The organism is Mycobacteroides franklinii (assembly GCF_002013895.1).
GTDB classification, from domain to species: domain Bacteria; phylum Actinomycetota; class Actinomycetes; order Mycobacteriales; family Mycobacteriaceae; genus Mycobacterium; species Mycobacterium franklinii.
The window spans coordinates 48,855-70,613 of the sequence record NZ_MAFQ01000011.1; the positions used below are offsets into that span (position 1 = coordinate 48,855).

22 protein-coding genes are annotated in these 21,759 nt (G+C 65.4%); 9 read left to right on the forward strand and 13 right to left on the reverse strand.

The features are described 5' to 3' along the window. Positions 1 to 58: 58 nt before the first annotated feature. Genes B4393_RS19120 through B4393_RS19130 form a run of 3 tightly spaced genes read right to left on the reverse strand, consistent with a single transcriptional unit; the run spans position 59 to position 2,381 of the window. Positions 59 to 805: a VC0807 family protein gene (locus tag B4393_RS19120; RefSeq protein ID WP_078335434.1), complete on the reverse strand. Its 747-nt coding sequence runs from the start codon at positions 803 to 805 to the stop codon at positions 59 to 61. A gap of 51 nt (positions 806 to 856) precedes the next feature. After that, positions 857 to 1,210, reverse strand: coding sequence for a thioredoxin (trxA, locus tag B4393_RS19125; RefSeq protein WP_070939608.1), 354 nt, complete (start codon positions 1,208 to 1,210; stop codon positions 857 to 859). 43 nt (positions 1,211 to 1,253) lie between these two features. Next, entirely contained in the window at positions 1,254 to 2,381 is a 1,128-nt protein-coding gene (locus B4393_RS19130; RefSeq protein ID WP_078335435.1) for an NADH:flavin oxidoreductase, read from the reverse strand. A 181-nt stretch (positions 2,382 to 2,562) separates the two neighbouring features. Between B4393_RS19130 and B4393_RS19135 the strand changes: the two genes are divergently transcribed. Then, positions 2,563 to 3,192: a DUF5666 domain-containing protein gene (locus tag B4393_RS19135; protein WP_078335436.1), complete on the forward strand. Its 630-nt coding sequence runs from the start codon at positions 2,563 to 2,565 to the stop codon at positions 3,190 to 3,192. Between the two features lie 122 nt (positions 3,193 to 3,314). Further along, positions 3,315 to 4,091: a DUF5666 domain-containing protein gene (locus B4393_RS19140; RefSeq protein WP_078335437.1), complete on the forward strand. Its 777-nt coding sequence runs from the start codon at positions 3,315 to 3,317 to the stop codon at positions 4,089 to 4,091. Here the strand turns inward: B4393_RS19140 and B4393_RS19145 are convergent. Genes B4393_RS19145 through B4393_RS19175 form a run of 7 tightly spaced genes read right to left on the reverse strand, consistent with a single transcriptional unit; the run spans position 4,088 to position 10,353 of the window. Next, complete coding sequence (locus tag B4393_RS19145) at positions 4,088 to 4,432, reverse strand: metal-sulfur cluster assembly factor (protein WP_070939604.1); 345 nt, start codon at positions 4,430 to 4,432, stop codon at positions 4,088 to 4,090. The two genes, B4393_RS19140 and B4393_RS19145, sit on opposite strands and share 4 nt — an antisense overlap. After that, entirely contained in the window at positions 4,429 to 4,881 is a 453-nt protein-coding gene (sufU, locus tag B4393_RS19150; RefSeq protein WP_078335438.1) for a Fe-S cluster assembly sulfur transfer protein SufU, read from the reverse strand. Before sufU ends, B4393_RS19145 begins: the two co-directional genes overlap by 4 nt. Further along, the gene (locus B4393_RS19155) at positions 4,878 to 6,131 is read right to left on the reverse strand and encodes a cysteine desulfurase (protein WP_078335439.1); all 1,254 of its coding nucleotides are present in this window, start codon (positions 6,129 to 6,131) and stop codon (positions 4,878 to 4,880) included. Before B4393_RS19155 ends, sufU begins: the two co-directional genes overlap by 4 nt. A gap of 2 nt (positions 6,132 to 6,133) precedes the next feature. After that, on the reverse strand, positions 6,134 to 6,898 hold the full coding sequence (gene sufC / locus B4393_RS19160; RefSeq protein WP_070939601.1) for a Fe-S cluster assembly ATPase SufC: 765 nt from the start codon (positions 6,896 to 6,898) through the stop codon (positions 6,134 to 6,136). Positions 6,899 to 6,914: 16 nt separating this feature from the next. Further along, a complete protein-coding gene (sufD, locus tag B4393_RS19165; RefSeq protein WP_078335440.1) occupies positions 6,915 to 8,075 on the reverse strand; it encodes a Fe-S cluster assembly protein SufD in 1,161 nt (386 codons plus the stop codon). A gap of 2 nt (positions 8,076 to 8,077) precedes the next feature. Further along, positions 8,078 to 9,484 (reverse strand): Fe-S cluster assembly protein SufB, encoded by a 1,407-nt coding sequence (gene sufB, locus B4393_RS19170; RefSeq protein ID WP_070940034.1) that lies wholly within the window; start codon positions 9,482 to 9,484, stop codon positions 8,078 to 8,080. Between the two features lie 32 nt (positions 9,485 to 9,516). Then, positions 9,517 to 10,353 carry a helix-turn-helix transcriptional regulator gene (locus B4393_RS19175; RefSeq protein WP_078335441.1) on the reverse strand — a complete coding sequence of 279 codons (837 nt, stop codon included), beginning with the start codon at positions 10,351 to 10,353 and terminating at the stop codon, positions 9,517 to 9,519. A gap of 133 nt (positions 10,354 to 10,486) precedes the next feature. Between B4393_RS19175 and mptB the strand changes: the two genes are divergently transcribed. The 4 genes from mptB to B4393_RS19195 all read left to right on the forward strand — a co-directional run bounded on the left by mptB (position 10,487) and on the right by B4393_RS19195 (position 15,001). Further along, complete coding sequence (mptB, locus tag B4393_RS19180) at positions 10,487 to 12,304, forward strand: polyprenol phosphomannose-dependent alpha 1,6 mannosyltransferase MptB (protein WP_078335551.1); 1,818 nt, start codon at positions 10,487 to 10,489, stop codon at positions 12,302 to 12,304. Continuing rightward, positions 12,234 to 13,145: an ABC transporter ATP-binding protein gene (locus tag B4393_RS19185; RefSeq protein ID WP_078335442.1), complete on the forward strand. Its 912-nt coding sequence runs from the start codon at positions 12,234 to 12,236 to the stop codon at positions 13,143 to 13,145. Before mptB ends, B4393_RS19185 begins: the two co-directional genes overlap by 71 nt. Next, a complete protein-coding gene (locus B4393_RS19190; RefSeq protein ID WP_070939597.1) occupies positions 13,142 to 13,939 on the forward strand; it encodes an ABC transporter permease in 798 nt (265 codons plus the stop codon). The genes B4393_RS19185 and B4393_RS19190 overlap by 4 nt, the downstream gene beginning before the upstream one ends. Before the next feature lie 75 nt (positions 13,940 to 14,014). Continuing rightward, on the forward strand, positions 14,015 to 15,001 hold the full coding sequence (locus B4393_RS19195) for a COX15/CtaA family protein (protein WP_078335443.1): 987 nt from the start codon (positions 14,015 to 14,017) through the stop codon (positions 14,999 to 15,001). Here B4393_RS19195 and B4393_RS19200 read toward each other — a convergent pair. Next, a complete protein-coding gene (locus B4393_RS19200; RefSeq protein WP_078335444.1) occupies positions 14,954 to 15,919 on the reverse strand; it encodes an ATP-grasp domain-containing protein in 966 nt (321 codons plus the stop codon). The genes B4393_RS19195 and B4393_RS19200 overlap by 48 nt on opposite strands. Then, complete coding sequence (locus tag B4393_RS19205) at positions 15,901 to 16,233, reverse strand: hypothetical protein (RefSeq protein WP_070939591.1); 333 nt, start codon at positions 16,231 to 16,233, stop codon at positions 15,901 to 15,903. Before B4393_RS19205 ends, B4393_RS19200 begins: the two co-directional genes overlap by 19 nt. A 34-nt stretch (positions 16,234 to 16,267) precedes the next feature. On the opposite strand from B4393_RS19205, the gene B4393_RS19210 reads away from it, so the two are divergent. Further along, positions 16,268 to 17,254: a quinone oxidoreductase family protein gene (locus tag B4393_RS19210; protein ID WP_078335445.1), complete on the forward strand. Its 987-nt coding sequence runs from the start codon at positions 16,268 to 16,270 to the stop codon at positions 17,252 to 17,254. A 29-nt stretch (positions 17,255 to 17,283) separates the two neighbouring features. Here B4393_RS19210 and B4393_RS19215 read toward each other — a convergent pair whose 3' ends face one another. Next, a complete protein-coding gene (locus tag B4393_RS19215; protein WP_078335446.1) occupies positions 17,284 to 18,219 on the reverse strand; it encodes a heme o synthase in 936 nt (311 codons plus the stop codon). 227 nt (positions 18,220 to 18,446) lie between these two features. On the opposite strand from B4393_RS19215, the gene tkt reads away from it, so the two are divergent. Both tkt and tal read left to right on the forward strand, forming a co-directional pair. Next, positions 18,447 to 20,564 carry a transketolase gene (gene tkt / locus B4393_RS19220; RefSeq protein ID WP_078335447.1) on the forward strand — a complete coding sequence of 706 codons (2,118 nt, stop codon included), beginning with the start codon at positions 18,447 to 18,449 and terminating at the stop codon, positions 20,562 to 20,564. A 26-nt stretch (positions 20,565 to 20,590) separates the two neighbouring features. After that, entirely contained in the window at positions 20,591 to 21,736 is a 1,146-nt protein-coding gene (gene tal / locus B4393_RS19225; protein WP_078335552.1) for a transaldolase, read from the forward strand. Positions 21,737 to 21,759: the final 23 nt, after the last annotated feature.

Consider the following 21,759-nt stretch of genomic DNA (forward strand, 5'->3'; position numbering starts at 1 on the left):
GCACGGGGCTGCACCAAATCGTTGCGCCTGGGAGCGTTCAGCCGCCCGATCCGCGTGGTTAGCCTGCCCCCACCGCATGCTCAGCGCCGTCCTCGAGCGCCGCAGCACGCTCGGCCGCCGATTGATCGCGGCGGCGGACGAACTGTTGCAGCAGCGTCACGGCGCTCGCGATCGACACGACCAACAGTGTGGGGCCGATAGCGACTATCAGAATCTGCGAGACATCGACCGACAGCGTGAAGATCAGAAAGATCGCCAGGGCCGGAAACATCCCGCAGAGCAGCCCCAGCCATAGGCAGATCCGGGTGTGCAGCGTGTGCCAGTCCGTGACGTCCTGCTCGGTCCACCCGCGCCGGGGCAATGCCCCATCCGCGAGATTCGGCGAGATCGCGCTCGCGAACTTCTTCGAGGCGGGCCTGCGCAGAAGCGCACTCACCACCAGGGACCACACAATCAAGGACACCGGGATGAGCTCGGTGACCTGCACTATGCGGGGATTCTTTGTGGTGAACGCGACGGTCAGCGAACAGGCCGCGGCGACGATCACCACGCCGTTCACGGGCTCGAACTTGCGCTTGATCACCATGTTCAAGATCCCCTGCACGACGGCCGTGATGATCGCGCCGGCCAGGGCCAGGTAGGGCGTCACCCCGAACGCGCGAAGCGCGTAGTACGCGATAAGCGGGGGCAGCGTATTTATCGCGGTGGTCCTGACGTACTCCCTCAGGCTGGTCGGCGCCTCAACACCTTCGTCAACACCTTCGCCCAAGGAGTCAGCGCCATCGACAGGAATATGCTCAGCCACGACACCTAAGCCTAGCCTAGGCTTACCTGCCACGTGCCCCTCGGGTGCGGGCTAGACCTCTTGTTCGCGCAGTGCCGCTTCGACGTCGAGATCGCGGACCTGCTGCAGTAAGTCCGCCAATGAGGCCGGGGGCAGCGCACCGGCCTGGTTGAACACCAGCTGGCCTTGCTTGAAGACCATCAACGTAGGAATCGAGCGGACATTGGCCGCCGATGCCAGAGCCTGCTCCGCCTCGGTGTCCACCTTGGCGTGAACCACATCGGGGTTCGCTTCCGAGGACGCCTCGAAGACCGGACCGAACTGACGGCACGGCCCGCACCACGACGCCCAGAAGTCGACCAGCACGATGTCGTTGTCGTGGATCAAGTCATTGAATGCGTCTGCACTGATGTCACGTGTAGCCATGTCGTCCTCAACGTTGCCGGGATGCGCGATGTTCCGTTGGTTCTCAGTAGAGCGCGGACAGCGCCTTGCCCATATTGAATCCGACGAACTCGTCCTGCCGGCCAAACCGCAGCTTATTGACCCATTCGGGATCAGACAGCAGGGCACGACCTACCGCGATGACGTCGAATTCGCTGTTGGCGAACTGGCGCAACACCGCTTCCACCGGCGCGGGCTCGATATCGCGAACCTCGGAGGGCTTGAACTCGGTCTGCAACCCCACCGAACCGACGGCGATGGCCGGCAGCCCCGTGACACGTTTGGTCCAACCCGCCAGGCTCAGTTGCCCGTCGGCTCCCTCCAGATCCGGGAACGCCGGCACATAGTGCCGCCGCGTGGACGGATGGAAGACGTCCACACCCGCCTCGACAAGAGGCGCGAGCAGATCTTCCAACTCCGCTGGAGTATTGGCGAGCGTGGCCGCGTAATCGGCCTGCTTCCACTGCGAGAACCGGTACAAGATAGGGAAATCCGGCCCGACAGCGGCGCGTACCGCGCGCACCACCTCGACCGGGAACCGCACCCGATCGGTCGCCGAGCCTCCGTAGCCATCGGCCCGAACATTGGTGCGCTCCCACAAGAACTGGTCGAGCAGGTAGCCGTGGGCGCCGTGCAACTCGACGGCATCGAAGCCCGCATTCCGCGCGTTGAGGGCCGCCGTCCCGTACTGCTCGGCAAGCGGGGCCAGCTCACCGGTCTGCAACGCGCGGCCGCGCGGAGATGCGTCACCGGCCAAACCCGAAGGGCTCACCGACTCCACGTCTGGATTGAATTCCGGATCGACGCCGCGCTCCACACCCTGATGCCAGAGCTGCGCGGCGATCGCCGATCCTTCCTGGTGCACCGCGTCGGTGACCGAGGACCAACCTGCCAGCGAATCATCGCCGGTCAACCGGGGAACACTGGACTGTCCACCGGCGGCATCATGAGGAATGAAGATGCCCTCGGTGATGATCAGCCCCACGCCTCCGGCCGCGCGGCGGCGGTAGTACGCCGCCACATTCTCACCGGGCACCCCACCGGGCGAGGCCGACCGCGTCATCGGCGCCATCGCGAACCGATTGGGAGCCGTCAGCGATTTGACGGTGAAGGGCTCGAAGAGCGGTGCTACGTCTGGTCTCACGTCGGTCACGAGGTGTCAAACTACGCCGAGGCCGCATCCATTCCGGATAACGTGGTCAACCATGTCACCAAATCTCTGGCCCCGGCCCGCGTTACTGGTGATCGCCGGTGCAGTCGTCCTGGCCGGTACGGCATGCGGAGGATCCGCGGACAAACCCACGGCATCATCGCCCGGCCCCGCATCGACGACCGTGACACGGCACGCCGGTGGTAAGGACCGGGCCGGAGGGCTGATCTCCTCGGTGACCGGACACACGGTTCAGGTAAACACCCCGGAAGGCACCGCCGATATCGACTTCAACACCATGACCAAGCTCACCGAGGTGCAGCCCGCGGAGCTTTCGGACGTGATTGTGGGCAGTTGCGTGAGCGTGCTCGCGGCACCGGGTGCGGAGGCATCGGATCAGACCACGGCACAACGCGTGCTGATCAGCGCCGCCGAGAACAACACGTGCGCGGTGGATACGCCCGCCGGGGGCGCACCACCACCGGCCGGTCCCGACGGCCCGCCGCCGCCCGCTGAACCCGGCGCGCCGCCTCCCTTCGGCGGGCCGAACGCGCATGGCGCGGTTGCCTCCGTGAACGGCAACACCATCGTCATCGCCAACACCGACCCCAGCGGCGCAGCGGAGATTCAGACCAATGTGACCGTGACCGCCGACACCAAGTACGACAAGCGCCAGCCCGCAGAGGCCATCGCGATCACCACCGGAAAATGCGCGGATGCCCGCGGCACCAAGGATGCCCAGGGAGTGCTGCAGGCCACCAAGATCGACCTCGGTCCCGCCACTGATGACAAGTGCGGACCGCCGCTACGGTGAGCCTGGATGGACTTGGCGTGAACTTTGCGCAACACACAGCAACTTCGCACACACGCCGGAGCACAACCTCAGCCAACGCGAGCACGCTGAGGTGTCCTATTCGTCGACCATGGAGAACATTGATGTCCCCAACTCAGACACCTGCCCAACCACGATTCGCCCGCGGGGCACTGTTGGCACTCGCCGGACTGACCGCGCTCTCGGTCGCCGCGTGCGGCTCGCACAACGACACCAACGGTGCCTCCACAAGCTCGGCCGCGCCAACGACTTCGGCAGCCCACAACGGCGAGCACGACGGACACGACGGAAAGGACCGGGTCGCGGGACTTATCGCGTCCGTATCGGGTAACACCGTCCAGGTGACCAAGAAGGACGGCAACGCGACCGTCGGCTTCAGCCAGTCCACGAAGGTCTCCGAGATCACGGCCGGACAATTGTCGGATGTCACCGCAGGCAGCTGTATTGCCGCGATGGCGCAACAAGACTCGAACCCACCGACCGCCCGGCGAGTGATGATCTGGCCGGCCAAGGACGGTAACTGCGCGAAGCAACACCCAAAGGAGCAACAGCAGTCCGCATCCCCCACGCCGTCATCCGGTAAACGGCCCGAGCACGAGGCCATTCACGGAACGGTCGCCTCGGTCAGTGGTAACTCCATCACCGTGAGCAGTACCGATCCGAACGGCGGGACGACCGCCCCCATAACCGTGACGGTGAACAACGAGACCGCCTACGCCAAGCGCGCACCGGCGGATCAGAGCGCCATCGTCGCAGGCAAGTGCATCGCCGCTCACGGTGCCAATGACGCATCGGGAAACCTTCAGGCCGCGACAATCACCTTGCGCGCCGCAAAGGATGGCTCATGTGAAGGCGGCCACGAAGGCCATCACCAGCGCTAGACGGTGAAGCCGAGGGCCCGGAGTTGCTCCCGACCATCGTCGGTGATCTTGTCCGGGCCCCACGGCGGCACCCACACCCAATTGATCTTGATTTCTTTGACCAGTCCCGCGCCGACGAGGGCGTTGCGCGACTGATCCTCGATGACATCGGTGAGCGGACACGCCGCCGAGGTGAGCGTCATGTCGATGATGGCGACCTTGCCGCTCTCGCTCTCCTCGACATTGAGCCCGTACACCAGGCCCAGGTCGACCACGTTGATACCGAGCTCGGGGTCAACGACATCGCGCATGGCCTCCTCGAGATCCTCGAGGAGCTTTACTTCTTCTGTTACCTCGGTCATCGGTTCACCTCGTGATGTTCGGTTGCCTGTACCAACGCGTCCTTGAACGCCATCCATCCTAGGAGCGCGCACTTGACGCGGGCGGGATAGCGTGAAACCCCCGCGAAGGCTATGCCGTCGCCGATGATGTCCTCGTCTCCGTCGATGGTGCCGCGCGAAGAGATCATCTCGTTGAACGAGGCCACCGTCTTGAGCGCCTCATCCACCGTCAGCCCGATCACCTGATCCGTCAGCACCGAGGTCGCGGCCTGACTGATGGAACATCCCTGCCCGTCATAGGACACATCGGCAATCGTGTTGTCTTCCAAAGAAATCCGCAGTGTGACCTCATCGCCACAGGTGGGGTTCACATGGTGCACCTCGGCCGCGAACGGCTCACGCAGCCCGCGATGATGCGGATGCTTGTAGTGATCCAGGATGACTTCCTGGTACATCTGCTCGAGCCTCACAAGAAGAACTCCTGTGCATGACGGACGCCGGCCACCAATCGGTCGACTTCGTCCAGGGTGTTGTAGACCGCGAAGGACGCGCGGGCGCTCGCCGCGATACCGAAGCGTCGGTGCAGGGGCCACGCGCAGTGATGCCCGACCCGTATCGCCACACCCCCGTCGTCGAGCACCTGGCCCAGGTCGTGTGCGTGAATGCCGTCCACCACGAAGGAGACTGCGCCTCCACGGTCGATGTTCTCCGTGGGGCCGACGATGCGAACGCCTTCGATACTTCCGAGCCCGCCGAGCGCCGCCTCAACCAACTGATGTTCGTGTGCGGCAACAGCTTCCATACCAATTGCGTTCAGGTAATCCACCGCGGCGCCGAGCCCCACCACCTGGGAGGTCATCGGGACACCAGCCTCGAAACGCTGCGGGGGCGGCGCATAGGTACTGATCTCCATGGTGACGGTCTCGATCATGGAGCCGCCGGTGATGAACGGGGGCATGGCCTCCAGCAGCTCGCGACGGCCATACAGCACGCCGACGCCCGAGGGGCCGAGCATCTTGTGTCCGGAGAACGCCGCGTAATCCACGCCCAGTTCCCGAAAGTTCACCGCCATGTGTGGAACGGACTGGCAGGCATCCAAGACCACCAGAGCACCAACGGATTTAGCGCGACGCACCAGCTCCGCGACGGGAGCTACCGCACCCGTCACATTGGATTGATGGGTGAAGGAAACAACCTTCACGGCCTCGGTGAGATCAAGCGAATCGAGATCGATACGGCCGTCGGCGGTGACGCCATACCAACGCAAAGTGGCACCCGTGCGGCGGCACAGCTCTTGCCAGGGCACCAGATTCGCGTGGTGTTCCAGCTCCGTGATGACGATCTCATCGCCGGGCCCCACCGCACGGTCGAACCGCTCGTCGCCAAGGGTATAGGCCACGAGGTTCAGCGATTCGGTGGCGTTCTTGGTGAAGACGATCTCGCCGTCGTCGACACCCACGAAGCGGGCGATCGCATTGCGCGCGCCCTCGTAGGCGTCGGTGGCTTCCTCTGCCAACTGGTGGGCGCCGCGATGCACCGCAGCGTTGTGCTCGGTGAGGAAACGGCGCTCGGCTTCGAGTACCTGCACGGGGCGCTGCGAAGTGGCCCCGGAATCCAAATACGCCAACGGCTTACCGCCGCGCACCGTCCGGCTCAGGATCGGGAAGTCATCCCTGATCTCCGAGATCCGAGTGGTGTTCAGCGGCACAGTGGCCGTCACGGTCAGGCTCCCACCGTTTGGGTAAAGCGCTCGTAGCCGTTCTCTTCCAGCTCGTCGGCCAGCTCGGGGCCGCCCGACTCGACGATGCGCCCGCCCACGAAGACGTGCACGAACTGCGGCTGGATGTAACGGAGAATCCGGGTGTAGTGGGTGATGAGCAGCACGCCACCGTGCTCACGCTCGGCGTACCGATTCACTCCCTCGGACACGATCCGCAGGGCGTCCACATCAAGACCGGAGTCCGTCTCATCCAGAATGGCGATCTTCGGCTTGAGCAGGCCCAGCTGCAGAATCTCGTGGCGCTTCTTCTCGCCGCCCGAGAATCCCTCGTTGACGCTGCGTTCGGCGAAGGCGGAGTCGATCTCCAACTCCCCCATGGCTTCCTTGACTTCCTTGACCCAGTGGCGCAGCTTGGGAGCCTCACCGCGCACGGCGGTTGCCGCGGTGCGCAGGAAGTTCGACATCGATACCCCGGGCACCTCGATCGGGTACTGCATGGCCAGGAAGAGGCCGGCACGTGCGCGCTCATCGACAGACAGCTCCAGCACATCTTGTCCGTCCAGGGTGATCGACCCGGAGGTCACCTCGTACTTGGGATGGCCGGCGATGGCGTACGACAGCGTGGACTTGCCAGAGCCATTGGGGCCCATTACGGCATGGGTCTCCCCCGAGTTCACGGTGAGGTTGACGCCCTTGAGGATCTCGATGGATTCGCCCTCGTTCGGCGAGATGCTGACGTGCAGATCCTTGATTTCTAGCGTGGTCATGAGTTGCTTTCTCTATCTACGAATTGGTCTGGGCGAGTTCGTGTTCGATGGCTTCGGTGAGCCGGTCGCGTACCGACTCGATCCCGATCCGGCCAATGATGTCCTGGAAGAAACCACGCACCACCAGGCGGCGGGCGTCCTCCTCCGGAATACCGCGCGAGCGCAGGTAGAACAGCTGCTCGTCATCGAATCGACCGGTGGCACTGGCGTGTCCGGCACCGGCGATCTCGCCGGTCTCAATCTCCAGGTTGGGCACCGAGTCCGCCCGTGCCCCGTCGGTGAGGATGAGGTTGCGGTTCAGTTCGAAGGTATCGGTTCCCGTGGCCTCGGCACGGATGAGCACGTCGCCGATCCAGACGGTGTGCGCGTCTGCTCGACCAGATTCGGGGTCTCCCTGCAGCGCACCCTTGTACGTGACGTGCGAACGGCAGTTGGGTTGCGCGTGATCGACCAGCAGCCGATGCTCAAAGAACTGACCGTCATCGGCGTAGTAGAGACCCAGCAGCTCGGCGTCGCCTCCTGGTGCCTCGAACCGGACAGTGCCGGTGAGGCGAACCAGATCGCCACCGAGTGTGACGGCGATATGCCGCAACACCGCATCCTTGCCGAGCTTGGCGTGGTGCGCACTGACATGCACAGCGTCGTCGGCCCAGTCGGCGATCGAGACGACAGTCAAACACGATGCGTCTTCGAGTAGGAATTCCACATTCTCGGCGTATGTTCCGCTGCCGCGGTAGTCGATGACCACCACCGACTCCGATAATTCAGCGGCTCGTACCTGTAGATGTCCGTAGGCAACCGCTCCCTCGCCGGGGCCGGTCACGGCGATCTCGATCGGCTCTGCGACCACTGCCTGCTTACCGACCGAAACCACGGTGGCGGATCCGAACGCGGAGTATGCCTGTGCGGCAACGCGATCCGACGGAACGCCACCCTTTCCGAGCCGTTCGTCGGCGCGATCAACCGTCTCGACCGTGACGCCATCACCAGCGGTGACTCCCACGGCCGGATCTGCCGTGGCGACAGCGGATCCGTCGTGCAGACCGCGCAGGCGGCGCAGCGGGGTGAACCGCCACAACTCGTCACGGCCGCCGGGAACCTCGAAGGCCTCGACGTCGTAGGAGCTGAACAGTTCGCCCTTGTTGGAGCCTTCGACAGCTTGAGTCAACTGCGTCATTACTAACCGACCGCGCCTTCCATTTGCAGTTCGATGAGACGGTTGAGCTCGAGCGCGTACTCCATCGGCAGTTCCTTGGCGATGGGCTCGACGAACCCGCGCACCACCATGGCCATGGCCTCGTCTTCGGTCATGCCGCGGCTCATCAGATAGAACAACTGATCGTCACTGACCTTCGAGACCGTCGCCTCGTGCCCCATCGTGACGTCGTCTTCGCGGATGTCGACGTAGGGATAGGTGTCGCTGCGACTGATCGAGTCGACAAGCAGCGCGTCGCATTTCACCGTCGAGCGGGAGCCGTGTGCCCCCTTGTTGACCTGGACCAGGCCACGGTAAGAGGCACGACCGCCACCACGCGCCACCGACTTGGAAACGATGTTGCTCGACGTGTTCGGCGCCAGGTGCAGCATCTTGGCACCGGTGTCCTGGTGCTGGCCCTCGCCGGCGAACGCCACCGAAAGCACCTCGCCCTTGGCGTGCTCGCCGGTCATCCACACGGCCGGGTACTTCATGGTGACCTTGGAGCCGATGTTGCCGTCGACCCACTCCATGGTGGCCCCCGCTTCGGCGCGGGCCCGCTTGGTCACCAGGTTGAACACGTTGTTCGACCAGTTCTGGATGGTCGTGTAGCGGCAGCGCCCGCCCGGCTTGACGATGATTTCCACCACGGCCGAGTGCAGCGAATCGGACTTGTAGATCGGTGCGGTACATCCCTCGACGTAGTGCACGTAGGCGCCCTCGTCGACGATGATGAGCGTCCGCTCGAACTGTCCCATGTTCTCGGTGTTGATGCGGAAGTAAGCCTGCAGCGGGATATCGACCTTGACGCCCGGCGGCACGTAGATAAACGAGCCACCCGACCACACCGCGGTGTTGAGCGCGGAGAACTTGTTGTCGCCGGCGGGGATGACGCTGCCGAAGTACTCCTTGAAGATCTCCGGGTGCTCACGCAGGCCGGAGTCGGTGTCCAGGAAGATCACGCCCTGGGCCTCAAGGTCCTCGCGGATCGAGTGATAGACGACTTCGGACTCGTACTGTGCGGCGACACCGGACACCAGGCGCTGCTTCTCGGCTTCGGGGATACCGAGGCGATCGTAGGTGTTCTTGATGTCGGCGGGCAGATCGTCCCACGTGGCTGCCTGCTTCTCGCTGGACCGCACGAAGTACTTGATGTTGTCGAAATCGATGCCCTCAAGGTTCGAGCCCCAGTTCGGCATCGGCTTCTTGTCGAAGGTGCGCAGCGCCTTGAGACGGATATCGAGCATCCACTCGGGCTCGCTCTTCTTGGCCGAGATGTCACGGACCACAGCCTCGGACAGACCACGCTGTGCGCTGGCCCCCGCGACGTCGGAGTCCGACCAGCCATAGCCGTACGTGCCCAAAGACGCAATGGTTTCGTCCTGGGTCATGACCTCACGTTCGAGGGTCATCGTGACTCCTTCTACTCGTTAGACATCTGGTGCGGGCTGGGCACCGGGACGGGGCTGCCGTGCAGGGGGGATGTTTCGGGGCTGCCGTGCAGGGGGGATGGATCTGGGCTGCTGTCCGGGGAGGATGTCTGCAGCGGGACGTGGGTGGTGCAGGCGCAGTCGCCGTTGGCGATGGTCGCCAAACGCTGCACATGTGTTCCCAACACCGCGGCGAAGGCTTCCTGTTCCGCCTCGCACAATTCCGGGAACTCGGCGGCGACATGCGACACCGGGCAATGATGTTGGCAGATCTGCACGCCCTGTAAAAACCCAGCGGATCCGCCTACCTTTTGGGTAGAGGCGGCATATCCCGCACGGGTGAGCGCCTCGGCCACCTGGCCGACGGCCGCCGGCAGGTCTTCATCGGCAGCTCCGATCGTCAGATCTCCCAGGATCGCGTCGATGCGGCGCCGCGCGAACGTGCGCACCGCGTCGTCGCCGCCGATCTCGCGCAGTTGGCGCATGGCCGCGGAGGCCAGATCGTCGTAAGCGTGGTTGAGCTTGGCCCGGCCAGCGGCAGTGAGCTGAAAGCGTTTAGCCGGACGTCCCCGTCCGTTGTGCTGCCAAGCCGCCGCGGGATTGGCCACCGCGTCACCGGCATCGATCAGTGCGTCCAGGTGCCGGCGCACACCCGCGGCCGACAGCCCGAGCCGCTCACCGATCTCACCTGCGGTAACGGGCCCGGATTCGAGCAGCAGACGAACCACCGCGGCCCGGGTCTGCCCCTCCGCGGATGCGGCCGGGGCAGCGTCCAGCGGCGGCACTGCCGTGGCGGCAGCCCCAGCTGAGACACCCGAACCGAATTTCACAACACCAGTGTGACGCAATTCGGAATGCCGCGTCTAGCAAGGGTTACCTATGTTGAGCGGCGCCGTGCCGGCCGGACAGGCCCTGCCCGGCCGGTTCCACGGAGCGGGCACGACGGGCCGATACGCTGCTGGCGTGTCGGTACGTGGGCAATGGCTGAGCTCGTCGCTCTCGCATCTGCATGACGACGAGCGTTCGTCGGCTCCCCTCAATGAGCGCGAGCTCACGGCCATGAACCGAACGCGACTGTTCGGTGCCACCGGAACCGCCCTGATGGCCATCGGCGCGCTCGGGGCCGGAGCACGCCCCGTCATCCAGGATCCGATCTTCGGGGTCCGGCTGCTGAACCTGCCGTCGCGGATTCAAACGGTGTCGCTGACGATGACAACCACCGGCGCCGTAATGATGACGCTGGCCTGGCTCATGTTGGGCCGCTTCGCGATCGGCAGCCTGCGCAACAAAGGTCCGGACGGGCGTCCGGATGGGCCCAGAGGTCCGGTACGCAGGATGTCGCGGGGCCAGCTCGACCGGACCCTGCTGCTGTGGATCCTGCCGCTGCTCATCGCGCCGCCGATGTACTCCAAAGACGTGTACTCGTATCTGGCGCAGAGCCAGATCGCGAGGCTGGGCAAGGACCCGTATACCGAGGGGCCTGCGGTCGCCCTTGGCCTTGACCACGTGTTCACGCTGTCGGTGCCGAGCCTGTGGCGAGAAACACCCGCCCCCTACGGTCCGTTGTTCCTGTGGATCGGCAAGGGCATCTCGCGGCTCACCGGCGACGACATCGTCGCGGGGGCGCTCGGTCATCGACTCGTCGAGCTTCTCGGCGTGCTGCTGATCATCTGGGCCACGCCGCGGCTGGCTCAGCGCTGTGGCGTCGCGGAGGTCAGTGCGCTGTGGCTCGGAGCCGCCAATCCGCTGTTGTTGATGCACCTGGTCGCCGGGATTCACAACGAGGCCCTCATGTTGGGCCTGATGCTGGCCGGCACCGAACTGGCCATGCGGGGTATCGATTCCACCCGCTCACTCGCCGGCGTCACGCCCAGGTTGAACCCGCTGCAGCCACGCACCCGCGCGCAGTGGGCCAGCTGGGCGCCAATGGGCAATCTCCTCGCCGGAGCCGTGCTGATCACCGCGTCATCACAGGTCAAACTGCCGTCCCTGTTGGCGCTGGGGTTCGTGGGGATGGCCCTGGCACGCAGGTGGGGTGGCGGGGTTCGCGGCCTCTTCCAAGCCGGAGCGTTGCTGGGCATCATCACCGGTGCCTGCACGGTGCTGATCGGGTGGGCCAGTGGCCTGGGCTTCGGCTGGATTTACACGCTCGGCACCGCCAACGCGGTGCGTAGCTGGATGTCACCGCCGACACTCGTCGCCCTGGGCACCGGACAGGTCGGCATCCTGCTCGGGCTGGGCGATCACACCACCGCCATCCTGTCGCTGACCCGTGGCATCGGCATCGGCATCATCGCCATCGCGGTCTCGTGGCTGCTGTTCGCCGTGTTGCGTGGACGGCTGCACCCCGTCGGCGGGCTGGGCGTCGCCCTCGGCATCACGGTGCTGCTGTTCCCGGTGGTACAGCCCTGGTACCTGCTGTGGGCGATCATCCCGCTGGCAGCCTGGGCCACCCGGCCCGCCTTCCGCGGCACCGCGATCGGGATCACCCTGCTCGTGGGCATTTTCGGGCCCACCGCCAACGGCGACAGGTTCGCTCTGTTCCAGATCATCGACGCCACCGTGGCCAGCGCGATCATCGCCGTCATGCTCATCGCTATCACGCACGACTATCTGCCATGGCGTCGGCTGCCTAACGGTCACCAAGACGCGCCGCTTACTCTGACTGACCGTGACGCAACCACCGACCAGGACAGCACCACCAGTGCGAATGCGGTCAGTGACGAAGCGATACGGGACGGCCACGGCCCCGATCACAGCGTTGGACAACCTCGATCTTGAGGTCCAGGAGGCGCAGGTCTTCGCGCTGCTCGGCCCCAACGGCGCCGGAAAAACCACGACCGTCGAGTTGTGCGAGGGGTTCCTGCATCCCGACGAGGGCACCGTCGAAGTATTGGGGATGGATCCTGTCGCCAAGAACTCAGCGGTGCGCGCACGCATCGGGGTGATGCTGCAGGGCGGCGGCGCCTACCCCACCGCCCGAGCCAGCGAAATGCTCGGACTGGTGGCCTCCTACTCCGCCAATCCCCTTGACCCACAGTGGCTTCTGAACACTCTGGGGCTGACTGACGCTGCCCGCACCCCGTACCGGCGGCTCTCCGGAGGGCAACAACAGCGCCTCGCGCTGGCCTGCGCGCTGGTGGGGCGACCCGAGCTGGTTTTCCTCGACGAGCCGACCGCCGGGATGGACGCACACGCGCGGCTGGTGGTGTGGGAGCTGATCGACTGCCTGCGCCGTGACGGCGTGTCCGTGGTGCTGACCACGCACCACATGAAGGAGGCCGAGGAGTTGGCCGACCAGCTGATGATCATCGACCACGGATCGGTGGTCGCCGCCGGCACACCCGCAGAGCTGATGCAATCCGGCGCGGAGAACCAACTACGCTTCTCCGCGCCACCGCGACTGGACCTGACCCTGCTCACTTCCGCGCTGCCCGAGGGCTACAAGGTTGCCGAGGTGACTCCGGGTGAGTATCGGGTCGAGGGAGTCGTCGACCCACAGGTGCTGGCCACCGTCACCGCGTGGTGCGCACGGATGGATGTGCTGACCACCGATCTGCGCGTGGAAAAGCGCAGCCTTGAGGATGTGTTCCTCGATCTGACCGGCAGGGAATTGCGATGACCGACACCACCACACCCCGCTTCGATCCGGGCACCTTCGCCCCCGATCCCCGGCCAAGCGCCGTGCACACCATGCTCTTCGCGCAGTTCTGGCTGGAACTCAAGCTGCTGCTGCGCAACGGTGAGCAGCTGCTGTTGACCATGTTCATTCCGATAACACTGCTCATCGGATTGACGCTGCTGCCGCTGGGGCAATTTCCCGGCTCGCGCACCGATATCTTCGTGCCCGCCATCATGGCGCTGGCGGTCATTTCCACCGCCTTCACCGGACAGGCCATCGCGGTCGGGTTTGACCGTCGATACGGTGCGCTGAAGCGTTTGGGGGCCACCGCCTTACCGGTGTGGGGAATCATCGCCGGCAAGGCACTGGCCGTGGTCACGGTCGTGGTGTTGCAGGCCGCCGTCATCGGCGCAATCGGTGGCGCACTGGGCTGGCGCCCGCCCCCGGTCGGGCTGCTGCTCGGCGCGGTGGTCATCGCCATCGGCACCGCGACATTCGTCGCGATGGGCCTACTCCTGGGCGGCACGCTGCGTGCGGAAATCGTGCTGGCGCTGGCGAATCTGCTGTGGTTCATCTTCGCCGGGCTGGGCGCTCTGACGCTCGAAGACGGTCGCACCACCGATGCCATTCCGCACGCCGTGGTGCTGTTGGCACGACTGTCCCCCTCCGGCGCCCTCTCTGAGGCGCTGGCCGCCGCGATGACCCTGTCGGTGGACTGGTTCGCCATCGCTGTGCTCGCGGTATGGGGTGCGCTCGCGAGTTACGGCGCACTGCGCTGGTTCAAATTCACCTGAGCCGGGCATCCATTGCCCGCATGTGCCATCGATAACTACTACAGCACGTAGTTGGGCGTGGCATAGACTCAGCACGTGCTATATCGAGCGTTCCTGCGGGTGGTCGATCTGCTGCCGATGCCGAGCCTGCGGACGCAGCGACTCATTGCCGCCGCGGTGGTGCTCACACAAGGTGGCATTGCCGTCACCGGCGCCGTCGTGCGTGTGACCGCATCCGGCCTTGGTTGCCCCACCTGGCCCCAATGCTTCCCGGGGAGCTTCACCCCCGTCGCCGTCGCGGAGGTGCCACGTATCCATCAGGCCGTGGAGTTCGGCAATCGGATGATCAGCTTCCTGGTCGTTATCACCGCGGCGCTGGCGGTGCTCGCGGTCACCCGTGCGCGTCGCCGTCACGAGGTCCTGGTGTACGCCTGGCTGATGCCGGCCTCTACCGTGTTGCAGGCGGTCATCGGCGGTATCACGGTGCGCACCGGACTGCTGTGGTGGACTGTCGCGATCCACCTGCTCGTCTCGATGGGCATGGTGTGGTTGGCAACGCTGCTGTACGTGAAAGTCGGTGAGCCCGATGTTGTTTCCGATCTACCCACCGTGCCACCGCCTCCCGCACCGCTGAGTCGGCTCACCGCGTTGATCGGCGTGACGCTGGCCGGGGTCCTGGTGGCCGGAACGCTGGTCACCGGCGCCGGACCGCATGCCGGAGACAAGAGCATCACCCGCGTGGTTCCGCGGCTGCAGGTCGAGATCACCACGTTGGTGCACCTGCACGGCACCCTGCTCGTCGCCTACCTGGCGCTGCTGCTGGGCCTGGGATTCGGTCTGGCGGCCGTTGGCGTGACCCGAAATGTGTGGGCGCGCTTCACGGTAGTGCTGGCGCTCACCGCGGCGCAGGCGCTGATCGGAATCGTGCAGTTCTACACCGGGGTGCCCGCCGTGCTCGTCGCGGTTCACGTCGCGGGTGCCGCAGCCTGCACCGCCGCCACCGCCGCGCTCTGGGCCGCGCTCACCACTCCGGAGCTAGCCGCGACCGCCCTGCCCCAGCGGGCCGAGACCCAAACGCTCTAACGCCTCCTCGACACCGATCACGAACTTTCGCTGCGCGAGGTCACGTTCCTCGGTCTCCAACTGGCGCCAGCCCAGGGACGGCTCGACCAGCTCGAGCTCCAACAGTCGCGGATCGTTGTCATGCACCCCACCGATCACATCAACGCGTGCGTAGAGCAACTCGCTCATGGCCACACCGGATTTCGTCGCCGCCGCCGCCAGCGCGGTAGCACCAAACTTCCACAGCGCCGACGACGGCTTCACCGGCGCCAACTGTTCGGAATGGAACAGCCCAGAGTCATCGACCTCGGCCGCGGTACCCGGCGGGGGCAACAGCGCACCCTTGGTGAACGCGTGCGAGGGTTCACCGTTGAGGAAGACCAGTGCTGTCTCACCATGCTGATCGACCCGCGGATCGTAGGGCTGGATGAGCACCGTGCGGCCCTCGTCCTGCAGTGCCTCCGCGTGATCGCGCGCGGCCTCCGGGCAGCTGAAGCGGCCCGCACCTCGAGAACCGCCCGCTACCGCAGGCTTGATGACGAGTTCCCCGTCGGGCAGCACGATGGGCTCATCGGGCGCGAAAAACGTGCTCGGCACCGTCGAAACACCCGCGGCAGCAAGATCATTCAAGTAACGCTTGTCGGTATTCCAACGCACCACCGGCAGCGGGTTGAGTACGTTGCGGACCGATCCGGCCCAACGCAGGAATTCATCCAGGCGTTCGGGGTAGTCCCAGGTCGCACGCAAAATCACCAGATCTGCCTGTGCGACCTCCGGGTCGTCCCAGGACAGCCACCGTGCATGCAGATCGCGAACACGCAGCGCGGAAACAAGTTCGGCGTCGTCACCGTCACCGGAGACGAGCTGAGGACAACCGGCCAGAACGATGCGCGGATGGAAGATATCCGGCCGTCCCAGCCTTACGTCCGGGCGACCCACCCGGCCATCTTCTTGGCGTGACCCGGTGCCGGGTTGGCCGTGCTGACCAGTTCACGGTCCCATCCCTCGGCGATCTCGATGCCTTCGACCGCCGCCACGGCAGCATGCGCGGTGGCGAGATCGGCGACAACCTGATCACCGAGGATCCCGTCGGCGCCCACGAGGGTGATCCGGACACCGGCCTCTCCAACCGGCTGCAACACCGCCTTGGTGGGCATGTGGTGCGCCTTCACGAATGCGGTGAGCGCCCGGTGCACGGTGGACGGGACAGACACCTTCCGCTCCTGAGCGGCCGGCTGAGCTTCGTCGGTCATAGGTAGAGCGTACGTGGCCTGGATACTGGTACTTATGCGCGCCATCGAAGTACCTGCGACCGGCGGACCCGACGTCCTCACCCTCGTCGAAAAGGCAGACCCGGTACCGGGTCCCGGCGAGGTGCTGATCGACGTCGAGGCGGTGGGTGTCAACTTCCGCGATGTCTATCTGCGCAACGGCAGCTACGCGGCCCCGCTCCCCCATATCCCCGGGTCGGAGGTCAGCGGTGTGGTGAGCGCGGTCGGGGAAGGCGTCGAGAACCTAGCCCCTGGAGACCGCGTCGCCAGCCCGGTCGCAGCCTGGGGATACGCCGAATTGACCACCGCGCCAGCCGATTTCACCGCCAAGGTGCCCGAGGGACTGTCCGCCGAGGTGGCGGCGAGCGCCCTGCTGCAGGGAATCACCGCGCATTACCTACTCACCTCGGTCTATCCCGTCGCGGCCGGTGACACCGTGCTGGTGCACGCCGGCGCCGGCGGCATGGGCTTGCTGCTGACGCAGTGGGCGACCTATCGCGGTGTCCGGGTCATCACCACGGTGTCGAGCGAGGCCAAGGAGAGACTTTCCCGCGAAGCGGGCGCCGCCGAGGTGCTGCCCTATCCCGATCCTGCCGATCCATCTGAATTCGCTTCACGCATCCTGGAATTGACCTCGGGCGAGGGCGTCGCGGTGGCCTACGACGGCGTCGGCAAGTCGACCTTCGAAGCCAGCTTGGCAGCCGTCCGTGTGCGCGGTCTGATAGCTCTGTACGGCGCCGCCAGCGGTCAGGTGCCGCCCTTCGATCCGCAGCGCCTCACCGCCAAGTCGGCGGTGCTGACGCGTCCCACGATGGGCCATTTCATCCGGACCCCCGAAGAGTTCGCGTGGCGTGCCGATGATGTCCTTGACCTGGTGTCACGCGGCACGTTGAAGATCACCGTCGGCGCCAGCTATCCGTTGGAGCAGGCTGCGCAGGCCCATAGCGACCTCGAGGCACGCAAGACCACCGGCTCGGTGGTTCTGATTCCCCAGGGCCGCTGAGCGTCACGCCCGCGACGGGGACCTGGAATCTAGTAGCCAAGCAGCGTCGGCCAGCCGACAACGGAGTCGACCGCCAGCGCGCAGAAGACGACGGCCAGATAGTTGTTCGACTGCAGGAACAAACGCAGCGGCCTGATGGGCTGACCCTTGCGCACACCCGAGTACAGCTGGTGCGCCATCGCCAGGAACCACACCCCGGCCAGGAACGCGACCACCGCGTAGATGACGCCGGCAGCCAGCGCGAGCGCCAACGTCGCCAGCACCGTGAGCCAGGTGTAGACCAGGATCAGTGTGGTGACCTTCTCCTCGGTGGCGATCACGGGCAGCATCGGGACGCCGGCAGCGCGGTAGTCCTCCTTGTACCGCATCGCGAGAGCCCAGGTGTGCGGCGGCGTCCAGAAGAAGATGATCGCGAACATCACCAATGCCGGCCACTGAATCGTGCCGGTGACCGCCGACCAGCCGATCATCACCGGCATACATCCGGCGGCCCCGCCCCACACCACGTTCTGGGCGGTACGGCGCTTGAGCACCAAGGTGTAGACGAAGACGTAGAACGCGATGGTGGCCACCGCGAGTACGCCCGAAAGCAGGTTCGCGGTCCACCACAGCCATGCGAACGCCCCGACACCGAGCACAACCCCGAAGATCAGGGCGTTGCGAGTGCTCACCGAGGAGGTAGCCAGCGGCCGCCGCGCGGTGCGTTTCATGACCTTGTCAATGTCCGCGTCGGCGACACAGTTCAGGGTGTTGGCGCTGGCCGCGGCCATGATTCCACCGAGCAGCGTATTCAGGATCAGCAGCGGATTCACGTGACCGCGATCGGCCAACAACATCGCCGGGATGGTGGTGACCAGCAACAGCTCGATCACCCGCGGCTTGGTCAGCGCAACATAGGCGAGGATCATGCGGAGAAAGGGCGGTGCGTTACGGCCATGACCCTGCGCGTCTTGCGTCTCTCGCATCCGCACCGCGCTGATCCTCCTGGGTAGCTTTTCTGGTGAGCCAGCCGACCCGCGGCACTGAGCGCTCTACTACACACGATGGTAGACCGCCAGGGTCGGGCGTCGACAACCAAGGTCGGCCCATTGAAGTGAACATAGGTTGTCCACCATCGAACTATCACATTGCTGGCGCGGCGTCACCCGGCCTTGAGGCAGCGGCGGGAAATCGGCAGCACTACGATGGGCCCGTGACCGCGATCTCGCATGAACTGGCGGAAATCCCGACCGATATCCCAACCCTCACCCGGGCCAACCACCCGGATGACTGGACAGAGCTGGACACGCGTGCGGTGGACACCGCGCGGGTGCTCGCGGCCGACGCCGTGCAGAAGGTCGGCAATGGCCACCCCGGCACCGCGATGAGCCTTGCGCCCCTGGCGTACACGCTCTTTCAGCGGCAGCTGCGCCACGACCCCAGTGACACCACCTGGATCGGCCGCGACCGATTCGTGCTGTCCTGCGGGCACAGCAGCCTGACCCTGTACTTGCAGCTGTACTTGGGCGGGTTCGGCCTGGAACTCTCCGACATCGAGGCGCTGCGTACCTGGGGCTCCCTGACTCCCGGTCACCCGGAGTACCACCACACCAAGGGTGTGGAGATCACCACCGGCCCGCTTGGCCAAGGCCTGGCCTCCGCGGTCGGCATGGCGATGGCCTCTCGGTACGAGCGCGGCCTGTTCGATCCCGACGCCGCGCCCGGCACCAGCCCGTTCGACCACTTCATCTACGTCATCGCCTCCGACGGCGATATCGAAGAGGGCGTCACCTCCGAGGCATCTTCCCTGGCGGGTACCCAGCAGCTTGGCAACCTCATCGTCATCTGGGACGACAACAAGATCTCCATCGAGCACGACACCAAGATCGCGCTCAGCGAGGACACCGCAGCCCGTTACGAGGCGTACGGCTGGCACGTGCAGACCGTTGTCGGCGGGGAGAACGTCGCAGGAATTGAAGAAGCCATCGAGGCCGCTAAAGCCGTCACGGACCGTCCGTCGTTCATCGCGCTGCGCACGATCATCGGTTACCCCGCCCCCACCAAGATGAACACCGGTGGCGTGCACGGCTCGGCCCTGGGGGCCGACGAGGTGGCCGCCACCAAGAAGATCCTGGGCTTCGATCCGGAGAAATCCTTCGATGTGGCCCCCGAGGTCATCGCCCACACCCGCGAGCTGGTGCAGCGCGGTAAGGAAGCACACACCGAGTGGGACAAGGGCTTTGACGCCTGGGCCGCCCGCGAGCCCGAGCGCAAGGCACTGCTGGACCGGCTTGAGGCGCGCGCTCTGCCCGAAGGCTGGGACACAGATCTGCCGTCCTGGGAGCCCGGATCCAAGGGCGTCGCCACCCGTGCCGCGTCCGGTGACACCCTCTCCGCGCTCGGGGCCAAGCTACCCGAGCTGTGGGGCGGCTCCGCGGACCTCGCCGGCAGCAACAACACCACCATCAAGGGCGCCGATTCCTTCGGCCCGCGGTCCATCGCGACGTCCGACTGGAATGCCCAGCCATACGGTCGCACACTGCATTTCGGTATCCGCGAGCACGCGATGGGTTCCATTCTGTCCGGCATCGTGTTGCACGGTCCCACCCGCGCCTACGGCGGAACGTTCCTGCAGTTCGCCGACTACATGCGTCCCGCGGTGCGCCTGGCCGCGCTGATGAACATCGACCCGATTTACGTCTGGACGCACGACTCGATCGGTCTCGGCGAGGACGGTCCCACCCACCAGCCGGTGGAGCACCTGGCAGCCCTGCGTGCGATCCCGAATCTGTCGGTGGTCCGCCCCGGTGACGCCAACGAAACGGCCTACGCCTGGGCGACCATCCTCGAGCGTCGTTCCAGCACCGGCCCGGTCGGTCTGGCGTTGACGCGCCAGGGCGTGCCCATCCTGGAGGGCACCAGCCGCGACGGTGTGGCCAAGGGCGGCTATGTGCTGGACGCCGCTGATGGCACTCCCGATGTGGTGCTCATCGGGACCGGCTCGGAACTGCAACTGGCAGTGGAGGCGAAGAAACTTCTCGCCGCCAAGGGAATCTCGGCGTCCGTGGTGTCGTTCCCTTGTGTGGAATGGTTCGAGGCGCAGTCTCAGGAATACCGCGACAGCGTGCTGCCGCCGTCGGTACGCGCGCGTGTCTCGGTGGAAGCCGGAATCGCTCAGGGCTGGTACAAGTTCGTCGGCGACGCCGGCCAGATTGTCTCCCTGGAGCACTTCGGGGCTTCCGCCGACGACAAGACATTGTTCCGCGAGTTCGGCTTCACCCCGGATGCAGTGGCTGCGGCCGCCGAAAGGTCAATCGCAGCAGCTCAATAACCCCGAATCAGGAAGGGATGAATCCCATGAGCACATCTGATCAGAACGCTAATCTCGCCGAACTGAGCGAGGCCGGAGTCGCCGTCTGGCTCGACGATCTCTCCCGGGACCGGCTCAACTCGGGCAACCTTGCCGAGCTGATTGCGACCAGGAGTGTCGTCGGGGTGACCACCAACCCGGCGATCTTCCAGGCCGCCCTGTCCAAGGGACACGCCTACAACGCGCAGATCGCGGAGCTGGCCGAGCGCGGCGCCGACGTCGATTCGGCAATTCGCACCGCCACCACCGACGACGTGCGCGCCGCCTGCGATGTGCTGGCCCCGCAGTACGAGGCCTCCGAGGGTGTGGATGGCCGGGTTTCCATCGAGGTGGACCCCCGTCTGGCTCATGACACCGACAAGACCATCCTGCAGGCGATCGAGTTGTGGAAGATCGTCGACCGGCCGAACGTGCTGATCAAGATTCCGGCGACCAAGGCGGGCCTGCCCGCGATCTCGGCCGTGATCGCCGAGGGCATCTCGGTGAACGTCACCCTGATCTTCTCGGTGGACCGCCACAAGGAAGTCATGGACGCCTACCTGACCGGCCTGGAGGCCGCGAAGGAAGCCGGCCGCGACCTGTCCAAGATCCACTCGGTGGCCTCGTTCTTCGTATCGCGGGTGGACACCGAGATCGACAAGCGTCTCGAAGACATCGGCAGCGGTCAGGCACTCTCGCTACGCGGCCGGGCCGGCGTCGCCAATGCCCGACTGGCCTACCAGGCCTACGAGAAGGTCTTCGACTCGGACCACCACGCTGGACACCGCTTCGCCGCGCTCAAGGGCGCCGGTGCTCGGGTGCAACGTCCGCTATGGGCCTCGACCGGAGTCAAGAACCCCGAGTATGACGACACAATGTATGTCGTGGACCTGGTGGCTCCGCACACGGTGAACACCATGCCCGAGAAGACACTGGAGGCAGTTGCCGATCACGGCATTGTCACCGGTAACACCATTCACGGCACCTATGACGGTGCACACGCGGTGTTCCATGAGCTGACTCGCGCCGGGATCGATCTCGATGACGTGTTCGAGGTGCTCGAAACCGAGGGTGTCGAGAAGTTCGAGGTCGCATGGAACGAGCTCATCGACGCCACCCAAGCCCAACTCGACGCGGTATCCACCAAGGACTGAGCGTGGATGACGGTCTTCACACG